This is a genomic window from Microvirga sp. P4_A5 (genome assembly GCF_056402495.1).
Genome location: NZ_JBFUHH010000001.1, coordinates 144,417 through 161,520, shown reverse-complemented (window position 1 = coordinate 161,520; position 17,104 = coordinate 144,417). Strand labels below are relative to the sequence as shown.

Genomic DNA, 17,104 nt, shown 5'->3' with positions numbered 1-17,104 from the left:
AACCGCCCGAAGGCGGTTTTTGGTATCTTCTTGCAGACGAAGAAGAAATTGGAGCGGGCGAAGGGATTCGAACCCTCGACCCCAACCTTGGCAAGGTTGTCACCAGTGTTTCCGCTAGATTCCTGAAGTGTCCGCGTCTCTCCGAAATCCTTGGTGGAGAAGGGTTTTCGTTTCCTCGTTTGGCCTAGTTTATCCTGGAGCTTGCTGATACGGTGGACCCCAAGTGGACCCCAAAGGAATGCATGCCTCCTAAACGAGAACCTGTCCGATTGACCAAGCGAGTCGTAGACGCTGCCCAACCGCGCGCCGCTCGCTATGAGATTTGGGATGCTGATTTGGCAGGGTTTGGCCTGCGCGTTGAGGTAAGCGGCAAGAAGACATTCATCGTCCGCTATCGGGCCGGAGGTGGTGGGAGAAAAGCGACCCGTCGAAACCTGACAATTGGTCGTTACGGCGTTATCACGCCCGACGAGGCGAGAGGCGAGGCCAGCAAGCACCTCGGGGCTGTTGCCATGGGCGGAGACCCCTCCGAGGATCGCAACACCAAACGTGACGAACTGACGCTAGCTGATCTCATTGATCTGTACGAACGGATTGGCTGCGTGATCCAGCGTGGCAAACGTCAAGGGCAGCCTATGAAGCCCATGACGAAACAGTATACCATGAGCAGACTGCGGCATCACGCGGTCCCACTCCTTGGACGCAAAAAGCTCGGCGATATCCGTCCCCGGACAATTGAACAGTTCGTTCGCGATGTGGCGGCGGGCAAGACGGCGAAGGACGAGAAGGTCGGGACCCGACAGAGGATCATTGTGAAGGGCGGCGAAGGCGCAGCTCGAAAACTGGTTAGAGACCTCTCAGCGGTTTTTACGTTTGCGCAGAGGCAGGACATCCTGGTGTCCAATCCCTGCGAGACGGCCGGCGTCAACAAAACAGACAACAAGAGACGGGCCTTTCTGACACTCGATCAAGTAAGGGCTCTTGGAAAAGCGTTACTTGAGCTCGAAAGGGAAGGAGTGAACCCGAAGGCGCTGAACATCGCTCGCTTGTGGGCCCTGACTGGCTTTCGGCGGAACGAGGCCGCCGGGCTCAAACGGTCGGAAGTCGACTGGGTGCGTTCCTGTGTCGTGCTTGGCGACAGCAAGACGGGGTTCTCCGTGAGGCCGCTTGGGACTCCTGCGTTGGTTCTCCTCCGGTCCATCCCGGCTCTGAATAGCGCGACGTCCGACCCCTCGGATTTTTTCTTTCCGGCGGTACGCGGCACAGGTTTTTATCAGGGCACGAAGCGCGTTTGGCCGGAGGCAATTAAGCGCGCTGGCCTGACGAACGTGACCCCCCACACTCTCCGGCATACACTCGGTTCCACCGCAGTCTCGTCAGGCGAATCCCTGAAGATGGGTGGCGCACTTCTCGGCCATGCCACAATTCGCTCATCGGAAGTTTATGCTCACCTCCAGGTCGATCCGACAGTATTGGTGGCAAACAGAGTTTCAGGAGCTATCGCATCCGCGTTGGAGGGGAATGAGGACACGACCATTGTCCCGTCGCGGATGGAGCGCAGTTAGTCCGCACTCAATCTGGCGAGTGCAGACGACACGAGACGACACACGGCTAGGACGGCCATCCGAAAACCCCGCCGCACCGGGGCTGCCGTGTGTCACCTTCAATCGTGCGGTCAAATGCAGTGCGGTGCAATGTACGACCAAGTTGCGAGCGAACTTAGCGACCGTGAAGCCTACGTCCTGCTGAAAAGCCTGGGCTACCCAAAATCCGAGAGCGACGAGGCAAGTCGTCTAGGTGAAAAGTTCCGAGCGTCGGCCGGGTTTTTGACAGGAGGAGACGAAATCGATGGGTGGAAGCTACCCAGAGAGGAAATACGGCTGCCGGTGGACAACTTCATACGCGAACTGCTGGCAAAAAACTCAGAGCCAAGGATAGCGAGTAGGGCAGAGCACAAGAGCTCAATTGTGGTGCGTGAAGGGCCGTATGGGCTCGTACGCTCTCATCTTTGGCATTGCGTCACGTCTATCCCCGACTTTGCCTGGGACGCAACAGAAGCACGTGTCCGCACGGAAGTTGACGAGATGCTGGAAGGCGCGATCCATCAGCTCACTCGCGTACTTGGTCTCTCAGCCCAAGCCTTCGCCCGGCGCGCTGCGGTCGAGGAGACGTGGGCCTCTCACATGGAATTCGACCAAACTCGATCTTACCAGGAAGTGAGAAAACACCGCGAGACCCTCAGGTCCGCGCTGGAAAGCTTGGACGCGTTGATGAAAATGAGTCAGATCGAGTTGGAGCTCACCTGGAGCCATAAAGCAAAGACCGGCCGTAAACCGATACAATGGAAAAAATACTACGTACGGGCCATGGGCCATTTATGGTGGCTTCTGACTGGGACAAAACCCTCGACCGATAGCACGAGCCTATTCTCAGAGTTCGTCGAGACTTGCTGGATTAGCTTGGACGAACGAATGCCGGAAGTTTCGTTTACCCGCGCCATTCAAAACCATCGCACCTAGCGAAACCCCGACAACAAACGAGCGAGTTTCGCGATTACCTTGCTCGTCGTTTCGCCTGATTATCTCACCGTGCCCGATATGTCCGGGCAGAGAGAAACGGTGAGAGAAATGGACCTGAACGAATACGTCGACACTAGGAGGCTCGCGCAGATTACCGGGATCAGTGCATCTACCTGGAACAAGCGCCGCTTGACCGGTGACACTCCGCCATTCAGCAAAATCGGGAAATCCGTCCGCTATCGCGTCGACATAGTGTCGACCTGGATGGCGGAACGGCAACGGCGATCAACATCCGAAAGCACCGCGAAAGCCGCTTGAACCCATAATCACAGGGCCATTCAAGCGGACAAAAAAGAACCCCGACACGGGGACCGCGCGAGGCTCATTGGAGTTTTTACAATGCATCGTTCTTCTAACACATCGTTGCTTCAATGCAACGAGAAACTTCATCGCGACTCTCGTCGAGAGAACGTCCTGAAACCGCTTCATTGGCCGGAGGCAATCAGTACGTCTGATGCTGCCGACTTGGCAAAGCGAGCAGTCACCACAATCCGCTCCTGGGTCTACACTCATGACCTAGGACGCCACGTCGGGACGAATACCCTCTACGTCTCCAAGCCTCTTCTGATCGCGTTCTTGGAAAACGACCGTGAGGCTATGCGGCTCTATCACCAAGGCAAGCGCACGACACCCCGGGTAGCTCAGTATTTCCACCGTTGTGGCATCGATCCAGTGGCGGTTTTCGGGGAGGATCAGTGAAATGGGAAAGGCAAGAGCGAACAAACGTCATGCTGTGCACCTTGACGTCATCGTTGGTGGCAAGAGCCTTCTGCTAGAGGGCCGCGAAGCCTGGGCACTCAAGAATCTAATCGAGCGGGGCGAACGAGGCGTCACACCTATCGACAATCCGGCACCACGCTGGAGCCACTACATCTACAAACTGCGGAGCTACGGCATCACGATTGAAACGCGCCATGAGCCGCACGGCGGCGCGTTCAGCGGCACACATGCGCGCTATGTCCTGCATTCTCCCGTCCGCGTTGTGAGGGCGGCATGATGGAGCACCAACTTCACCCTTATGGGTCAACTCAGCGCGTGAGCATCTTTTCGCTGATGCCAGCAAACAAGCCGATGCATCCTGTCGAGGTGCGTCAGCTCTGGATCCAGTACATCGGCACTGAGTCAGCAATCATCTCACTGCTCAACCGCTACGCGCCGAAAGACGCTCATGCGGAAGCGGATTGGTATGAACGCCTCAAGGTAGCGGTAAATCACCCCGATGTTGTCGCGCGGTTTACAGAGGTCACCGGCATTGAATGGGATACCACGAGCGGAACGTTTGAGAATTTCGCTGGACCAAAAGCCGAAGCCACAAAGGCGTTTCTGACCGCCTTCGTTCCCTGGTTCACCTATCACGTCTGGGCCTCCCCAACTGGAGGTGCGGCATGACGGACGGATTGGTAATCGCAACCATCGGCAAAAATGCCTCGCAAGAGGTGCGCGTGAGCTTGAGTGAATACCGGGGGCATCACAACCTCGATGTTCGGGTCTACGCGCCCTATGGCGAGGGAGGCGAACGCGGACCCACGAAAAAGGGCGTCTCATTAAAATTATCTAAAATAGATGAGTTAATGGATGCGCTGCTCCAAGCCCGAATAGAAGCCGAACGCCTCGGCCTCTTGGAAGGCGGTGACGCTTGACGGATCGCCCCATAAACCTCGCAGCCCTGGCCCGCGCTCTCGGTGGAGAAGTCGCCGGCCGGGATTATCTGCTCGCTCCGGGGCCTGGCCACTCTCGGCAGGATCGGAGCCTGTCGGTCACTGTCAAACCGGACGCGCCGGAGGGGTTCGTTGTGAACTCATTCGCGGGCGATGATCCGCTACAATGCCGTGACCATGTGCGTGCTCTGGCGGGTCTTCCCGCCTGGGCTCCTTCGGATGGGCAGAGGACTGTCCGTCAAGTCGTCTTCACTCCAGCCCTCCCCGATGCTGAAGCCGAACGCAAGGCGGCGTGGGTGCAAGCCCGCGTCGTGGAGCTGTGGGGTGAGGCGCTCGACCCCCGGGGGGCCATCGTCCAGACGTATCTAGAAAGCCGTTGCCTGACGCTTCCTGACGAAGTCGCGGGGATTTCCATCCGGTTCCACCCGGCATGTCCGTGGAAGGACGCGGCGGGTAAGCTGATAGAAGTTCCGGCTATGGTATCGGCGATGCGTTGCGTGCGCACTGACAGGCTGAAGGCCATCCACCGTACCCGGTTGACGTCAGAAGGCCTAAAAGTTGATCGGCGGATGCTGGGTGATGCAACCGAGGCAGCAATAAAACTCGATCCTGATGAGATGGTAACAGCCGGCCTCACGGCCGGTGAGGGTATCGAGACGACTCTTGCGGCTCGCCAGCTTGGTTTCAAGCCGGCTTGGGCAATGGGCTCTGTGGGCGGCCTGGGAACGCTCCCAGTTCTCTCGGGGATCGACGCCCTAACGCTGTTATCAGAGACCGACAAGAGTGGCGCGAACGCCCGGGCAATCGACGCGTGCGGAACACGCTGGCACGACGCAGGACGGATCGTTCTCACGGTGGCGTCCCGATCAGGCGGCGATATCAATGATGCCCTGAAAGCAAACAGGAGGGCAGCGTGATGTACGAATTAGCTCCTCCCTCGGAAACGGCTGGCCAATTGGTAGCGCTGGAACAGTATCGGCCGGTTCAGCGGGGAGGGAAGCCCTCCCGCCCAGCCGCCAATCAAAACTTTAGTGACCTCGTCACTGAGGACAGCGCAGCGATCCGCTTTGCCGCCCTACATCGTAACAGGCTGAGATACTGCCATAGCACCGGCTCATGGTTCGTATGGGAAGGCACAAGCTGGAAACAAAATACAACGGGCAAGGCGTTTCAGTGGGCTCGTGAATTGGCTCGCACATTGGCAGAGGAGCAGAAGGACTCGGTTCGCTATGTCACGAGCAAGACCAGCTTCGCTGGCGGAGTAGAAAGATATGCCCGATCAGACGACGCCTTCGCCGTCACCATGGATGCGTGGGATCAAGATCCGTTCCTTTTAGGCACACCACAAGGAACGGTGGATTTGCGGACCGGAGCCTTAAGGGGGAGTCGGCCAGAAGAAGGCATAACCAAGCTCACCGCGGTAGGTCCCGCATCGGCGCCAGAATGCCCTCGGTGGTTGGCGTTTCTTGAAGAGGCCACAGGCGGAGATGCCGAGATGATCCACCTCCTGCAACAGTGGTGCGGGTACTCGTTGACCGGTGATACCCGGGAGCAATCATTGATGTTCGTCCACGGCCCGGGAGGGAATGGCAAGAGCGTGTTCCTGAACGTGCTCACTGGCATTCTGAACGATTACGCCGCTACGGCAGCCATGGACACGCTCACGGCCTCGAAATGGGACAAGCACACCACTGACCTCGCGATGCTGAGAGGGGCGCGACTGGTAACGGCTTCCGAGACCGAGGAAGGCCGCGCCTGGGCTGAGGCTCGTCTCAAGCAAATGACGGGCGGCGATGCCATCTCTGCCCGCTTCATGCGACAGGATTTCTTCACCTACAAGCCGAACTTCAAGCTCACGATTGTCGGAAACCATAAGCCCGCTCTTAAGAATGTCGACGAGGCGATGAGGCGGCGTCTCCGGATCGTGCCATTCGTTCACAAACCCGCACAACCTGACAGACAGCTGGAGGAGAAGCTTAAAGAGGAATGGCCGTGCATCCTGCGGTGGATGATCGACGGCGCACAAGACTGGCAAACCAAGGGCCTCGTGAATCCCAAGAGCGTTGCCGATGCAACCGACGCATATTTCTCAGAGCAAGATACGTTCGGCCATTGGTTGGAGGAAGAGTGTCTGCTCGATCCTAACAACGAACGAACTGCCCTGAAGGCAACGGCTTCTAACCTCTTCGGCTCTTGGAAGGTTTTTGCCCTTAACGCAGGCGAGGATCCCGGTGACGCAAAGGCGTTCAAGCAACAGATGCAGCGCAAGGGGTTTGAGCCGTATCGAAACGCCGGAAGTAGAGGATTCAAGGGCATCGAAATGAAGCCTCGTGATTACGAAGGAATGACACGATGACGGCACATGACACCAAATCAAGCCTGTCGCTCTCACGCGCACGCACGTGTAGTGGGTTATGCGGTTTTGCCGTCACTACGTGTCATCTGTCATCTCTGAGCAGTGGCTTCGCTCGCGGGAGCCTCATAACGCCTCCTCGTGAAGCTAGCTCGGGTGTCCTGGCATGAACGGCCGCCCCAGGCTTCGCGGCGAACGGTCTCCTGTAACGGGACGATTGAAACAGCAATGGACACCTAAGCAGGAGGCTTCTCGGAGGCCTTCTCAGCTGGAAGTGCTGTTGTTCAGCGGCGTCATCATTAAGCAGCACATCCGTGCGGCCCGGGAGTGGGCAAGGATAGCCGGCCGGCATGATCGGGTCATCTCAGCTCCCTCGCGGTCGGCGAAAAGTCCCGACTATCAGTCAGCGCGCTCGGGCAAAGACGATGGAGACGGTTTCCGATGCAATGGCTGCAATGGCGACTGTGAAGCAGCTTGCGAAGCGGCAGAGAAGATCAAACGGCAATGGGATGAGGCAAAGCAAGCCTTGGGCATCGCGTGGGGCCCTGTGTATGACACGGTGCTGCTCGACGAGGCCTGCTCTGCCGAAGAGGGTCTGGTAATTGCACGCGGGTTGGGGAGGCTGGCCAAGTCGTGGGGCTATGCGGATATCGAGAGCAGCAATTCCAACGATAATACGCGCTAGATGCAACACTTGAGGCAAACACAACAGATGCACCATTCGCGAAGAGTTCGACATATAACTACTGGGTTCAATCGTTGCCTATACTGGCGTCTTGTGAGACTATACGAAACACAGAATGGAGTTATTATGTCTGGATGCCTCGACGACCTCACCRGTGCAAAATACCCGGCCGCCATCAGTACGCGGGTACCCTGCGAGATGGCCGTCGACGTACGAGGGCTGGCTGCGGCTGAAAACGTCTCGATGCATGAGTTTGTCCGCCGGGCAATTTCGGAGCGGATTGCCCGTATCGCGACGCCTGTAGCTATCAAAGACGCTGAACTGATCGACGCGGCTACTGCTCTCGGACGGGATAACCCCGAAGCAACCGCCGCTGCTCGTGAGTTCAAGCCTCACGTCCTTGCGCACGCAAAGCAGGCACGGGATTGGCTGGAAATGTTCATTGAGGCGCTGGAGCATGGCGAACAGCCTGGAGGGGCCTCGACTCACGAGTGTCTTCTTCAGTTCAAAGAACAAGCGAACGCGGCCGCCGATTTCGCGGTCTTGGGCGGACAAGCTGCCGCGATGGTGCTGAAACAGGCTGAACAGCGAGCCGCCTTGGTCTCCGCATAGCAGCATGAAATTCACAGAGGTTACTGCCGACCGCATGTTTGATCGTGGGGGTTGGTGGTTCCTCTTTGCGCGTAAGGTTGCCGAACACGAAGGCGACAACCCGCAAGACTACATTTGGGAAGCGATCCGGGGCCAAGCGCGCATCTTCGTGTTTTGGGGTGCTGACGGAAGTCCGGCTGGCGCGTGTGCAACCCGTGTGCAGCTCCGTCACGACGGCACCAAAACGGGCGAACTCCACTGGCAGGCTGGAAGCGGGATGGCCCAATGGCTCCCGGAATGTCTGCCGCACATCGAGCAAATCTTGAAGCGCGACAACGGCGTGAGCGTTTATCGCGCTACGGGCCGAACTGGCCTTGAGCGCGCCCTGAAACCGTTCGGCTACCGCCGTCGCAAAATCATCCTCGAAAAAGGGGCTGGGGAACAATGACCTTCGGAAAAGAAAAAACGCAGACGACCACCACCAATCCGTATTCGGCCGTCTTGCCGGGAATCGAAACGGGCGTGGCATCTGCCACCAAGTGGTTCGGTAGCAACAAGGGGCCGTTAGCCCCCATGAACGCCTATACCAAGGACGCATTGAACCAAACTCGCGCCCTTGCCGGGAAACCGGTGGCAGGTCTGGACCAGGCACAGCAATTTACCTCTGACCTTATCGGGAAAGGCGGCTGGACGGACGACCTGCGACAGGTCCAGAATTATCTGAACCCGTTCGCCTCCGGTCAGTACCAGAACGACCCGCTTCTTGCGAAGGTCATCGCCGAGCGCGAAGGCCGCGCGATGAACGGCGCTGCCACGCAGTTTGGCGGCGGTCGCTATGGTTCCACGGCGATTGGTCTGGGCATGGGGCGCGCGATGTCGTCGGCCGGTGATGAGCTGATGCTCCAGTCGAACGAGAACACGCGCAACCGTCAGCTCACGGCCACCGGCTTGCTCGGTCAGTTGGGCGAAGGCGCGCGCGGTGCCGCAATGCAGGGCGTTTCGCAATTGCCGATGCTTCACGACCTCGGATTCTCTAATGCCGAACGCCTTGCCGGCGTTGGTGACTATTATCAGGGCCGCGCGCAGGCGCGTCACGATTGGCCGCTTGAAAAGAACAAGCAGTTTGCTGGCCTTCTCGGGAGTTACGGCGGCATGGGCAGCACGACCACGGCTCCCGCCAAGGGCTCGACCGCTCAAAGCGCAATCGGTGGTGCCGCACTCGGGGCCGGTGTCGGTGCGGGGCTTGGCGAAGCCTTTCCGAAAATTGGTGGCTGGGGGACGGCCATCGGTGGCCTGGGTGGCGGCCTTCTTGGGCTGCTGGGCGGTTAAGGGGCAACGAACATGGCGGGCGGGATCTTGGGGCTATTTGGCGCTGGGGACGGCGAAGGCAGCGGCCTTCTCGGCAACATGGGCAGCGGGCTGAACAGCTACGCCGCACAGAACAGCAATGCACTGATCGGCGCGGGCGCTGCGCTGCTTGGTGGACAGGGATGGGACGGTGCGGGCCAAGGCTATATGCAGGGCCAGCGGCAGGACATGCTACGGCGTGAAGTGGTCGCGAAAAAAGACGAGAAGATTCAAAAGAAGGCCTGGGCGCGTTCCATCGCTCCGAAAATTGGTATGGACCCGGCCCAAGCTGAGGCCAACCCGGACGCGGCGGAAGCTGTGTGGCGTACGGTGCAGGCAAATAACCTCACGCGGCAGCCGTCCGAGTGGCAACAGCTCATTGCCGGGCTCTCTCCAGAAGACCAGAAGCGAGCGACGGAGCATAAGCTCTTTGGCGCTCCGCCTGCTCCGTCGTGGGGCGTCATCGGTCAAGACGATTACGGGAACAACAATTACGGCTTCGTAGATCCTCGCAAGGGAACGGTCACGCCCTCGACACTACAGCCACAACAGGTTGCTGCGCCTTCAGGCCAAGGTGGCGCGCCGGATGCAGTTTCGCTCCCGCCTGCTCCTGCTGGCGTTAATCCGAAAATCTGGCGAGACGAACAGACAAGGATTGCTGCGAATGAGGGCAAGCAATCCGAGAAAATGCGAGGGGATCTGGCCACAACGCGGCAGGCTGCGGATGGTCTCAAATCCGAGCTTAAGGTCCTCAAGGATCAGGTTAAAAGATACGGCGCTGAATTGGTCGATGGCCCTGAAAAGGCAGCCATGCAAACGACCTACACCAACATTCAGATGCAGTTGAAGAATCTCTACCAGTTGGGTGCCATTACCGGGCCTGACATGGAGATTCTCACCAAGATTATTGAGAACCCGACCGCGAGCGGGCCGGGTGAATACGTCGGAAAGTCGTTCCGGCGCGAAGCGCGCACGGCCGCGCAAATCAATCAATTGGAGCGGATCATCGACAACAGCGTGAAGAATGCAGAGCGTAATCTTGGTGGAAGCTCAGGCGGTGGTGCGTCTGGATCAACGGGCGGGTTCACTCAGTCGGGAGCCGGGCGCACGTCTACAGGCGTTCCTTGGACGGCGAAGCGGTAAGGCGAGGACATGGGAACGCTCACGATTGGCAACACCTCCGTTGAAGTCGGGGACGAGTTCTTTTCGCTCTCACGCGAACAGCAAGCCGCGACCGTTGAGGAAATCGCTCAGTCGTTGGCGGCCGGTGGTGAAGACGGCGGAGAAACTGAAGAGCCTCAAGGCCCGGAACTGACGGCGGGCCGCGTGGCTGGCCTTGGTGGCCGCGCTGTCGTGCAGGCCGCTCCGGGGGCGATTGCCGGCCTTCCTGCCCTCGCGAATGACGGCGTGCAGCAACTCGCACAATGGGGTTATCAGGGCATCGACGCGCTTGCGGGTACGTCATTGGCCGATAGCCATCTGAAGGGCTGGGGCGGCCCCATGGGCACCCTCAACCGGCTTCAGCAATTGGGCGAAGGGGCGGCCGACATGATCGGACTTCCCAAGCCCGAGACCGACATGGAACGGATTGCAGTTACAGGCGGACAGACGGCGCTTGAGGCGTTGGGCGGGGCGGGCCTCGCAAAATCGGCGGGGAAGGTCACAGAGGGCGCGACACGGCACCTTATGACGGAACTCGCGCAAGCACCCAAGACGCAGGCCGCAATCGGTGGCCTGGCTGGTGGTGGTGCGCAGACGGCAGCGGAGAACGATGTTAATCCGCTGGTCGGCATGGCTGGCGGTCTTGCGCTCGGTGTCGGTGGCGTGGCGGCCGGTCAAGGGATCCGGCAGGGCGTCCGATCCGGCCGGGAAGCACTAGACCGCAGCCTAGCCGGCAGTGATGATATGCAAAGGCGGTTGGCGGCGGAGAGGATCCGGGGCGCAGCCTCCGACCCTGATGCGGCATACCGCGAATTGGACGAAGGCGCGGGCGGGAAATTGGTCCCAGGGTCCAAGCCGACCACGTTCCAGTCAACCGGCGACATGGGCCTAGGTGGCCTTGAGCGCGAATTGCAGACGGCCAACCCGGCCGCGTTCGCTGATCGCCGGGCGCAACAGAACTCCGCCCGGCTGGAATCTCTGCGTGCCGTGGAGGGTGAGGGCAACGCGGCTGATCTGGTGGGCTTCCTCAAGGGGCAGCTAGACGAAATCGACAGCGCGACAGAGGGACAGGTTTCGGGCGCCCGATCCACGGCCGAAGCGGCGGCGGAACGGTTCCGGCCCTCCGATGATGCCGAAGGCCTTGGCCGCAAGTTGCGCGGCGGGATGGCAGACGCAGAGGAAGCCGCTCGGGCAAAGGAAAGCGCCCTGTGGGACGCGGTAGACCCTGACGGGTCGTTGGTGGTCTCAACGGGCGGTCTCAAGCAGGCATGGGCCGGCCAATATGGGAACATGACGAAATCGGCACGCGCTGGAATGTCGGCCGAAGAGAGGACGCTGGCGGACCTCGTACAGAGCTTTGGCACTGAGGAAGCTTTTCGCGAATTGAAGGATTTCGGTTCGCAGGCCAAAGCGGCGATGCGCGCGGAAATGATGAGCAAGGGGCGCACTCCGACGTGGGCGCGTCTGGCGCAATTGAGCAGCGCGGCGCGTTCTGGTATGGAGAAGTCAGCGGCAACGAGGTTTGCCAAAGATCCGAGCGCAAGAGCGCGGCTGGGTGCGTATTTTGAAGAATGGCAGTCGGGAAGCGGGCAAGCTGATAGAGGCGCAAGTAGCGCAACTGGAGCCCTACGACCGGGCGGCGTTTCTGGCATGGCTGGAGCCTCGGCTTCGCAAGGCGGCGGATCTGGAGCTTTTGCGAGAAGTCCGGGCGTTCAAGGCCAGCCGAAACAAAAGCAAACCCTCTCCCTAACGCAATTCATCGCCAAAAATGGCGGGCTCCCGCTCGATGCCGAAAGCACGGCGCGGGATTGGGGCAATGTCACCGTCAAGGGACACGGCAAGCTCGCGCGCCCTGACGGTCGGTCGATTGACGGCTACTGGCGTCACAAGCTGATCGAGGAAGGCTATTTCCCTCCTGATGCCGATGGCTATTCAAGCCGCGATATCACCAAGGAGCTTTACGGCGCGCTTGAGAACGAACGGGCCGGCCGCAAGACCTTCACGGCGGAGGATGAGCGGTTCGGGGCTGGATCGTCGGGGGATGATGGCGGGATTGATATCCGCTCCGCGTCCAAGCAGCTTCGCGAGGAATTGAATAGCGCGGGCATTCGCAGCGACGAAGTGAGCCCCACCGCCTTTAACGACGCGGCGGAGCGGCTGGCTCGTGGCGAGGAAAGTGACGCACTGAACGCCTATGAGCGGGCGGTGATGGATCTGGAGGACGAGGGACCGAAGGCGGCTCAGTATGCGCCGCGCGATGGCAAGTCGGCCGGGTCATTGCTCGATGGCTACAGGGATGATCCCCAGGCCGGCAAACGCTACCGGGCTGCAACGGATTCTACACGCGAGCGAGTTGGCACCTTCAGCAAGGGCTACGTGGTTCAAATTCTGCGCAAGGAAGGCGAGAAAACAGGCTCGTACCGCATGGGGGACGCTTCGGTGTCTCGCAATGCTTTCATGCCGGGTCCGACAGGCGGTGAGCGGGTCAAGGCCATTGTGAAGGCTGGCGGCAACCCCTCGGAGCTGGCCGACATTGCGGCGGAGTCCCTCAATAAGCACGTTAAGGATGGGGTGCTCGATCCGAAGGCGTATCAGCGTTGGAAAACCACGCATGACGCCGCCTTGAAGGAATTGCCGGCTGATGTGCGGGCAAGGTTTGCCAGCGCCGCCTTGGCCACACAGGCCCTTGAACGTGCAGCGATGGCGCGCAAGACGGCCCTGAACGAATACAATAAATCCGTGCTCGGCAAGCTCGCGAATATCGAGCCGGCAGACCTGAACCGGATCATTGGGGGCATTCTCAACGGCAAGGATGCGTCGGCGCAAATGCGCAAGCTGTCCATCGCGGCAAGGCAGGATCCGGCCGCGCGTGAAGGCCTGAGGCGTGCCGTGGCGGAATATATCGACAGTCGTTTTATCTCCAGCAAGGAAGTTGGAACGTCGGGCGATAACTCCATTCGCGCCGATGCCTTCGCGTCGTTCGTGAAGGACAAGGCCCCCGCCCTCCGCATGGTGTTCGACGGCCCGGATCTTCTGCGCATGCAGGCGATTGCGGATGATATCAAGCGGGCGGAGCGGTCTCTTCAGGCTGTGCGGGTTCCGGGTAATTCAAACACGGCGGCCGATGTGCTTCCGGCTCTCGAAAAAGCCACCAAGGAAGCGGGCAAGTATACGGTTCTGTCACAGGTGGCGCTTGCCGGGGCTGCCGGCTTTATGGCGGGCGGGCCGAAGGGCGCGGTTGCTGGCGCCTTGGGGGCTTGGGGAAAAAGCCTTCTGGGCAATATGCGGGCGGCGGGTCTTCGGAAGGTGGATGACCTTGTGCTTGAGATGATGCTCGATCCCCAGCTTGGGAAAATCGCGCTCATGAAACAACCACTGTCGAACAAGGGCATGCAACAGCTTCTCTCGCAACGTCTCGCACGGGTCTCGCCTTTTGCTGTCTCTTCGGCCTCTGGAGGGTCCGATGACCGCTGAAGACCGGCTGCAAGAGAACCTCGCGCGGTTCGTCCAGCGTTTCGGGCATCTGCTCTTGCTGAAAATCGACCCGGAGGCCGCGATTGCGCGTAATCTGATGGCCGCCGCGTACTCCAATGAAGGGATGGGCCATGCGCCTCCTGATCATCCTCGTTCTAGCAACACTCTCACTCATGGGGGCGCTCGTGGCGCGCGATAACAGCTATCAGGCGGAGCCCTCCGGCCGCGACGTGACGCAATCCGATGCCTTCTGGAAGACAGAGCACGGAGCAGACATGAAGCGACTTATCGATTTGACGCTGGCCGGCGACAAAGAGGCGGCGAATAAGGCGTATGAAGAATACCGGAAGAAATACAACCCTCCGCCGATGGGATCGGCATACCCTGGCAGCGAGACGCCCGCCCCCCGGCGCTCCGCTCCGAACATGGGTCCTCCGATGCAACTCCCCCCTGAGGCACGATAATGGTTGATCTTGCTGCACTCGGTCTAAGCCCGGCCGATTATGCCATGACCGTTGGCATGGTCATGGGCGAAGCGATGAACGAGGGCCTAGTTGGAATGGGCATTGTTGCCGCCACAGGCCTCAATCGCGCACAGAACCCCTCCGCCTATCTGTCTCGATCTGCTGCCCTCGGGGATATCTTTGCCGCCCCCCACAGTGCCGGAGCGATGATCAGCGCCACTCGGGACGGGCGTTCGTTGCCCGGCGCGGGCCGTCAGTTCTCTCCAACCTTCAACAGCAATATTCCGGGTGCCTCGACGGAGGGTCATCAAAACTTCAAGGCCGGGCTACAGGCTGCCCTTGCTGCTGCCTATAATCCGTCGCTGTCCCCCCAGCTCGGCATTCGGCAGGATAGCTACAACCGCGCGCAAAGGGCCGTTGAGGTTGCGGTTAAGGCCCGCGATATGGGGATCGATCTCGGCTATGGCGTCGAACACTTCAGCGCGCCGGGTTTCGAGCGGGACGCGATGGTGGGCCGCAATCATGCGAAATTCGGAGGGCATAACCTTTCACCGACTGGCGGCTATGACCGGGGCGTGACGCCACCAAGCCGTTCTGAGTTTGCATCCCGCTTTGCCGCCGCTGCGGCCCTGAGCGGGGTCGATATTCCCGATGACCTGGTGGCCGATTTTCTGGCGCACACTGACCGCAACCAAATCAAGACCGCTGCCTCGATTGTCCAGCGTCAAGCGCAAGACTTCATGAGCGCGCAGCTCGGCCAAGACGTGTTTCCGGGCATCAATTACAATGACGTTGTACAGCCTACCGGCCTCAGAGCGGCGGACGTTCCGAATGTCGCGGGGCAACTCGGCATCGACCCCACGGGACAACAGAACTTTGCCAACACGTATGGCATTACGCCGGATAATTACGAAACCATGGGCCTGCCCGATCCGATTGGACGGGTGGACTATGAGGGAGAGTTGGCTCCCCTCAATCCTGCAGAACTCAACCCGGTCTCATATAACGAGGCGCTGGGGCCTCCCATCGGGGGGCTAGGCTGGCAAGGCGACCAGTTCAACAACTTCTCCACCGACCCGCTTCAGGCGGGTTTTTCTTTGCCCGATCCGACCATGCTCGATGTGATGAGTCAGTTTGATGGGCCGACCTATCCGGGTATCACTCATGGGACAGCGTTCGACCCTCTGGCGGGTTTCAGTCCGGCCGCCGCCGCGCCAACCGATTTCTCCGACGTGTCGGTGGGTTCATATCCCGATATCACCGCAGGGACAGCCTTTGACCCATTGTCGGGGATCGGTCCGGTGGATGCGGCCCCGGTCAATCTCTCGGATGTGGATGTGGGTTCATACCCCGAGATTACGGCTGGGGCATACGATCCCCCGTCATGGTCCGCTGATTTCAACCCGGCCCCTGTCAATTTCTCGGATGTCGCCACGCCACAGGTTAGCGGCTTCCATTCCGGCGTTGATGGGTGGTCCGCTCCTGAAACCTACACGCCAGATATGAGCACGGCGCGGGAGGCTCTGACCGCACAGGGGCGGATCGACAGCTTTGCCGATCACCAACTGCCGGGGATCAGCTATGGCAATCAGGACAAGATCAACGCCGATATCATGAACGAGATTGGCAAGCCCGCACCTACCGGCTTTGCTGCCATGTCTACGCCTGACCTTGAAGCGGCTTCCCTCGACAATGAGATGAAGATGGGAGCGCTCAACCAAACGGCCGTCAACGGCTGGGGGCCAACGCTATCCGGTCTCAATGATCAACAGGCGGATCTTGGTTTGGACCCGCTGGCAATGGGTGCAGTGGGCTTCGGAGCGTTCGGCGCCGCGCCCCAGGCTCCAGCTCCGGCCTCGTCCTTTACGTCAAGGGCCTCGTCCTCGATACCTCAGGGCGATTACTCACAGTCGCCTACGCGCTCCCCCTCAAGCGCGACCGGCAGCCCTCGCAGCCAATCCGCTCCGCAAGATGAGTTTGGCGGGTTTGGTGCCACGCTCCCGTCTGCCGATTACGCAAGTCAGGTCAGCTCGACATTCGGAGCCGGGAAGCCCGGTGGCACATTCATGGACGCCATGAACAATCCGATTCACGGGGCCGCGTACAATCCTAACAACGCACAGATGGGTCCGACCTTTGGCGAGAAGCTTTCGACCGGCTGGAGCACTCCCGGCCTGATTGGTGGCGCTGCGCTCGGACTCGCCACCGGCAACCCGTTCAGCGCCATTGGCGGATACAATTTCGGGAAGACAATCGGCAACCTGTTCAGCGGCAATGCCGGGCCAAGCTATGACCAGGCGGAGAAGGGCATACCCGGAACGCTGTCGTCTTTCGGGACGGCTTATGACGATATCGGGATCTCCATGCCGCACGACCGTTACATGGCCACGCCAGGCCTCGCGCAATCGTTCTTCGATCAGAACAATAAGAGCTGGCTCGGGGGCTTGTTCGGAGGCTTCGGGAGCGGCGGCCTGTTCGGAGGCAGCGAGGGCTATTACGGCGGGGGCACGAACAATGCCGGCTCAAGCCTTGGCGACGGGAGCTATGCGGAGAGCGAAGGCTACTCCGACAACAATCCGCAGGGCATCCTATGAGGTTTCCGAACGAGAGAGGCGCAATGGGGCGGACAGGAACGGAAAGCCGCTCTCTGCCCTCCGCAGGCGATTTCTCGGAGGATCYGGATCAACTGGCACGCCTCGCAATCGAGGGCTCGGATAGCCGGGTGACCGACATTGAGGTGGCGGCTTGCGCCCGGTGGTTGTCTCTCATGGAAGAACGGTGAGCAGCATGAC

Annotated in this window: 15 protein-coding genes; all 15 read left to right on the top strand. The window is 59.9% G+C overall.

The window, feature by feature from the left end; translation table 11 throughout:
* The first annotated feature begins 269 nt into the window (after positions 1-269).
* The gene (locus tag AC1DVM_RS00840) at positions 270-1,565 is read left to right on the top strand and encodes a tyrosine-type recombinase/integrase (protein WP_477251154.1); all 1,296 of its coding nucleotides are present in this window, start codon (positions 270-272) and stop codon (positions 1,563-1,565) included.
* Between the two features lie 129 nt (positions 1,566-1,694).
* Positions 1,695-2,519, top strand: coding sequence for a hypothetical protein (locus tag AC1DVM_RS00835; protein WP_477251152.1), 825 nt, complete (start codon positions 1,695-1,697; stop codon positions 2,517-2,519).
* Positions 2,520-3,279: 760 nt separating this feature from the next.
* Complete coding sequence (locus tag AC1DVM_RS00830) at positions 3,280-3,576, top strand: winged helix domain-containing protein (RefSeq protein WP_477251150.1); 297 nt, start codon at positions 3,280-3,282, stop codon at positions 3,574-3,576.
* On the top strand, positions 3,573-3,968 hold the full coding sequence (locus AC1DVM_RS00825) for a hypothetical protein (protein WP_477251148.1): 396 nt from the start codon (positions 3,573-3,575) through the stop codon (positions 3,966-3,968). Before AC1DVM_RS00830 ends, AC1DVM_RS00825 begins: the two co-directional genes overlap by 4 nt.
* Complete coding sequence (locus AC1DVM_RS00820) at positions 3,965-4,219, top strand: transcriptional coactivator p15/PC4 family protein (RefSeq protein ID WP_477251146.1); 255 nt, start codon at positions 3,965-3,967, stop codon at positions 4,217-4,219. Before AC1DVM_RS00825 ends, AC1DVM_RS00820 begins: the two co-directional genes overlap by 4 nt.
* The gene (locus tag AC1DVM_RS00815) at positions 4,216-5,154 is read left to right on the top strand and encodes a DUF7146 domain-containing protein (RefSeq protein WP_477251144.1); all 939 of its coding nucleotides are present in this window, start codon (positions 4,216-4,218) and stop codon (positions 5,152-5,154) included. The genes AC1DVM_RS00820 and AC1DVM_RS00815 overlap by 4 nt, the downstream gene beginning before the upstream one ends.
* Entirely contained in the window at positions 5,154-6,593 is a 1,440-nt protein-coding gene (locus tag AC1DVM_RS00810) for a phage/plasmid primase, P4 family (RefSeq protein ID WP_477251142.1), read from the top strand. The genes AC1DVM_RS00815 and AC1DVM_RS00810 overlap by 1 nt, the downstream gene beginning before the upstream one ends.
* A gap of 277 nt (positions 6,594-6,870) precedes the next feature.
* The gene (locus AC1DVM_RS00805; RefSeq protein ID WP_477251141.1) at positions 6,871-7,275 is read left to right on the top strand and encodes a hypothetical protein; all 405 of its coding nucleotides are present in this window, start codon (positions 6,871-6,873) and stop codon (positions 7,273-7,275) included.
* 198 nt (positions 7,276-7,473) lie between these two features.
* Positions 7,474-7,887, top strand: a complete 414-nt coding sequence (locus tag AC1DVM_RS00800; protein ID WP_477251140.1) for a hypothetical protein — start codon at positions 7,474-7,476, stop codon at positions 7,885-7,887.
* Between the two features lie 4 nt (positions 7,888-7,891).
* Positions 7,892-8,314, top strand: a complete 423-nt coding sequence (locus tag AC1DVM_RS00795; RefSeq protein ID WP_477251138.1) for a hypothetical protein — start codon at positions 7,892-7,894, stop codon at positions 8,312-8,314.
* Positions 8,311-9,195: a hypothetical protein gene (locus AC1DVM_RS00790; RefSeq protein WP_477251137.1), complete on the top strand. Its 885-nt coding sequence runs from the start codon at positions 8,311-8,313 to the stop codon at positions 9,193-9,195. Before AC1DVM_RS00795 ends, AC1DVM_RS00790 begins: the two co-directional genes overlap by 4 nt.
* A 12-nt stretch (positions 9,196-9,207) precedes the next feature.
* Positions 9,208-10,356, top strand: coding sequence for a hypothetical protein (locus tag AC1DVM_RS00785; protein WP_477251135.1), 1,149 nt, complete (start codon positions 9,208-9,210; stop codon positions 10,354-10,356).
* A 9-nt stretch (positions 10,357-10,365) separates the two neighbouring features.
* Positions 10,366-13,848 carry a hypothetical protein gene (locus AC1DVM_RS00780; protein ID WP_477251134.1) on the top strand — a complete coding sequence of 1,161 codons (3,483 nt, stop codon included), beginning with the start codon at positions 10,366-10,368 and terminating at the stop codon, positions 13,846-13,848.
* A gap of 131 nt (positions 13,849-13,979) precedes the next feature.
* Positions 13,980-14,312 carry a hypothetical protein gene (locus tag AC1DVM_RS00775; RefSeq protein WP_477251133.1) on the top strand — a complete coding sequence of 111 codons (333 nt, stop codon included), beginning with the start codon at positions 13,980-13,982 and terminating at the stop codon, positions 14,310-14,312.
* A 56-nt stretch (positions 14,313-14,368) separates the two neighbouring features.
* Complete coding sequence (locus AC1DVM_RS00770) at positions 14,369-16,906, top strand: hypothetical protein (protein ID WP_477251132.1); 2,538 nt, start codon at positions 14,369-14,371, stop codon at positions 16,904-16,906.
* Positions 16,907-17,104: the final 198 nt, after the last annotated feature.

What these genes read in the sequence shown, in the direction of transcription:
- AC1DVM_RS00835 (WP_477251152.1), top strand. Translation starts at nt 1,695, where the DNA reads ATGTACGACCAAGTTGCGAGCGAACTTAGCGACCGTGAAGCCTACGTC.
- AC1DVM_RS00830 (WP_477251150.1), top strand. Translation starts at nt 3,280, where the DNA reads ATGGGAAAGGCAAGAGCGAACAAACGTCATGCTGTGCACCTTGACGTC.
- AC1DVM_RS00825 (WP_477251148.1), top strand. Translation starts at nt 3,573, where the DNA reads ATGATGGAGCACCAACTTCACCCTTATGGGTCAACTCAGCGCGTGAGC.
- AC1DVM_RS00820 (WP_477251146.1), top strand. Translation starts at nt 3,965, where the DNA reads ATGACGGACGGATTGGTAATCGCAACCATCGGCAAAAATGCCTCGCAA.
- AC1DVM_RS00810 (WP_477251142.1), top strand. Translation starts at nt 5,154, where the DNA reads ATGTACGAATTAGCTCCTCCCTCGGAAACGGCTGGCCAATTGGTAGCG.
- AC1DVM_RS00800 (WP_477251140.1), top strand. Translation starts at nt 7,474, where the DNA reads ATGGCCGTCGACGTACGAGGGCTGGCTGCGGCTGAAAACGTCTCGATG.
- AC1DVM_RS00795 (WP_477251138.1), top strand. Translation starts at nt 7,892, where the DNA reads ATGAAATTCACAGAGGTTACTGCCGACCGCATGTTTGATCGTGGGGGT.
- AC1DVM_RS00790 (WP_477251137.1), top strand. Translation starts at nt 8,311, where the DNA reads ATGACCTTCGGAAAAGAAAAAACGCAGACGACCACCACCAATCCGTAT.
- AC1DVM_RS00785 (WP_477251135.1), top strand. Translation starts at nt 9,208, where the DNA reads ATGGCGGGCGGGATCTTGGGGCTATTTGGCGCTGGGGACGGCGAAGGC.
- AC1DVM_RS00780 (WP_477251134.1), top strand. Translation starts at nt 10,366, where the DNA reads ATGGGAACGCTCACGATTGGCAACACCTCCGTTGAAGTCGGGGACGAG.
- AC1DVM_RS00775 (WP_477251133.1), top strand. Translation starts at nt 13,980, where the DNA reads ATGCGCCTCCTGATCATCCTCGTTCTAGCAACACTCTCACTCATGGGG.
- AC1DVM_RS00770 (WP_477251132.1), top strand. Translation starts at nt 14,369, where the DNA reads ATGGTCATGGGCGAAGCGATGAACGAGGGCCTAGTTGGAATGGGCATT.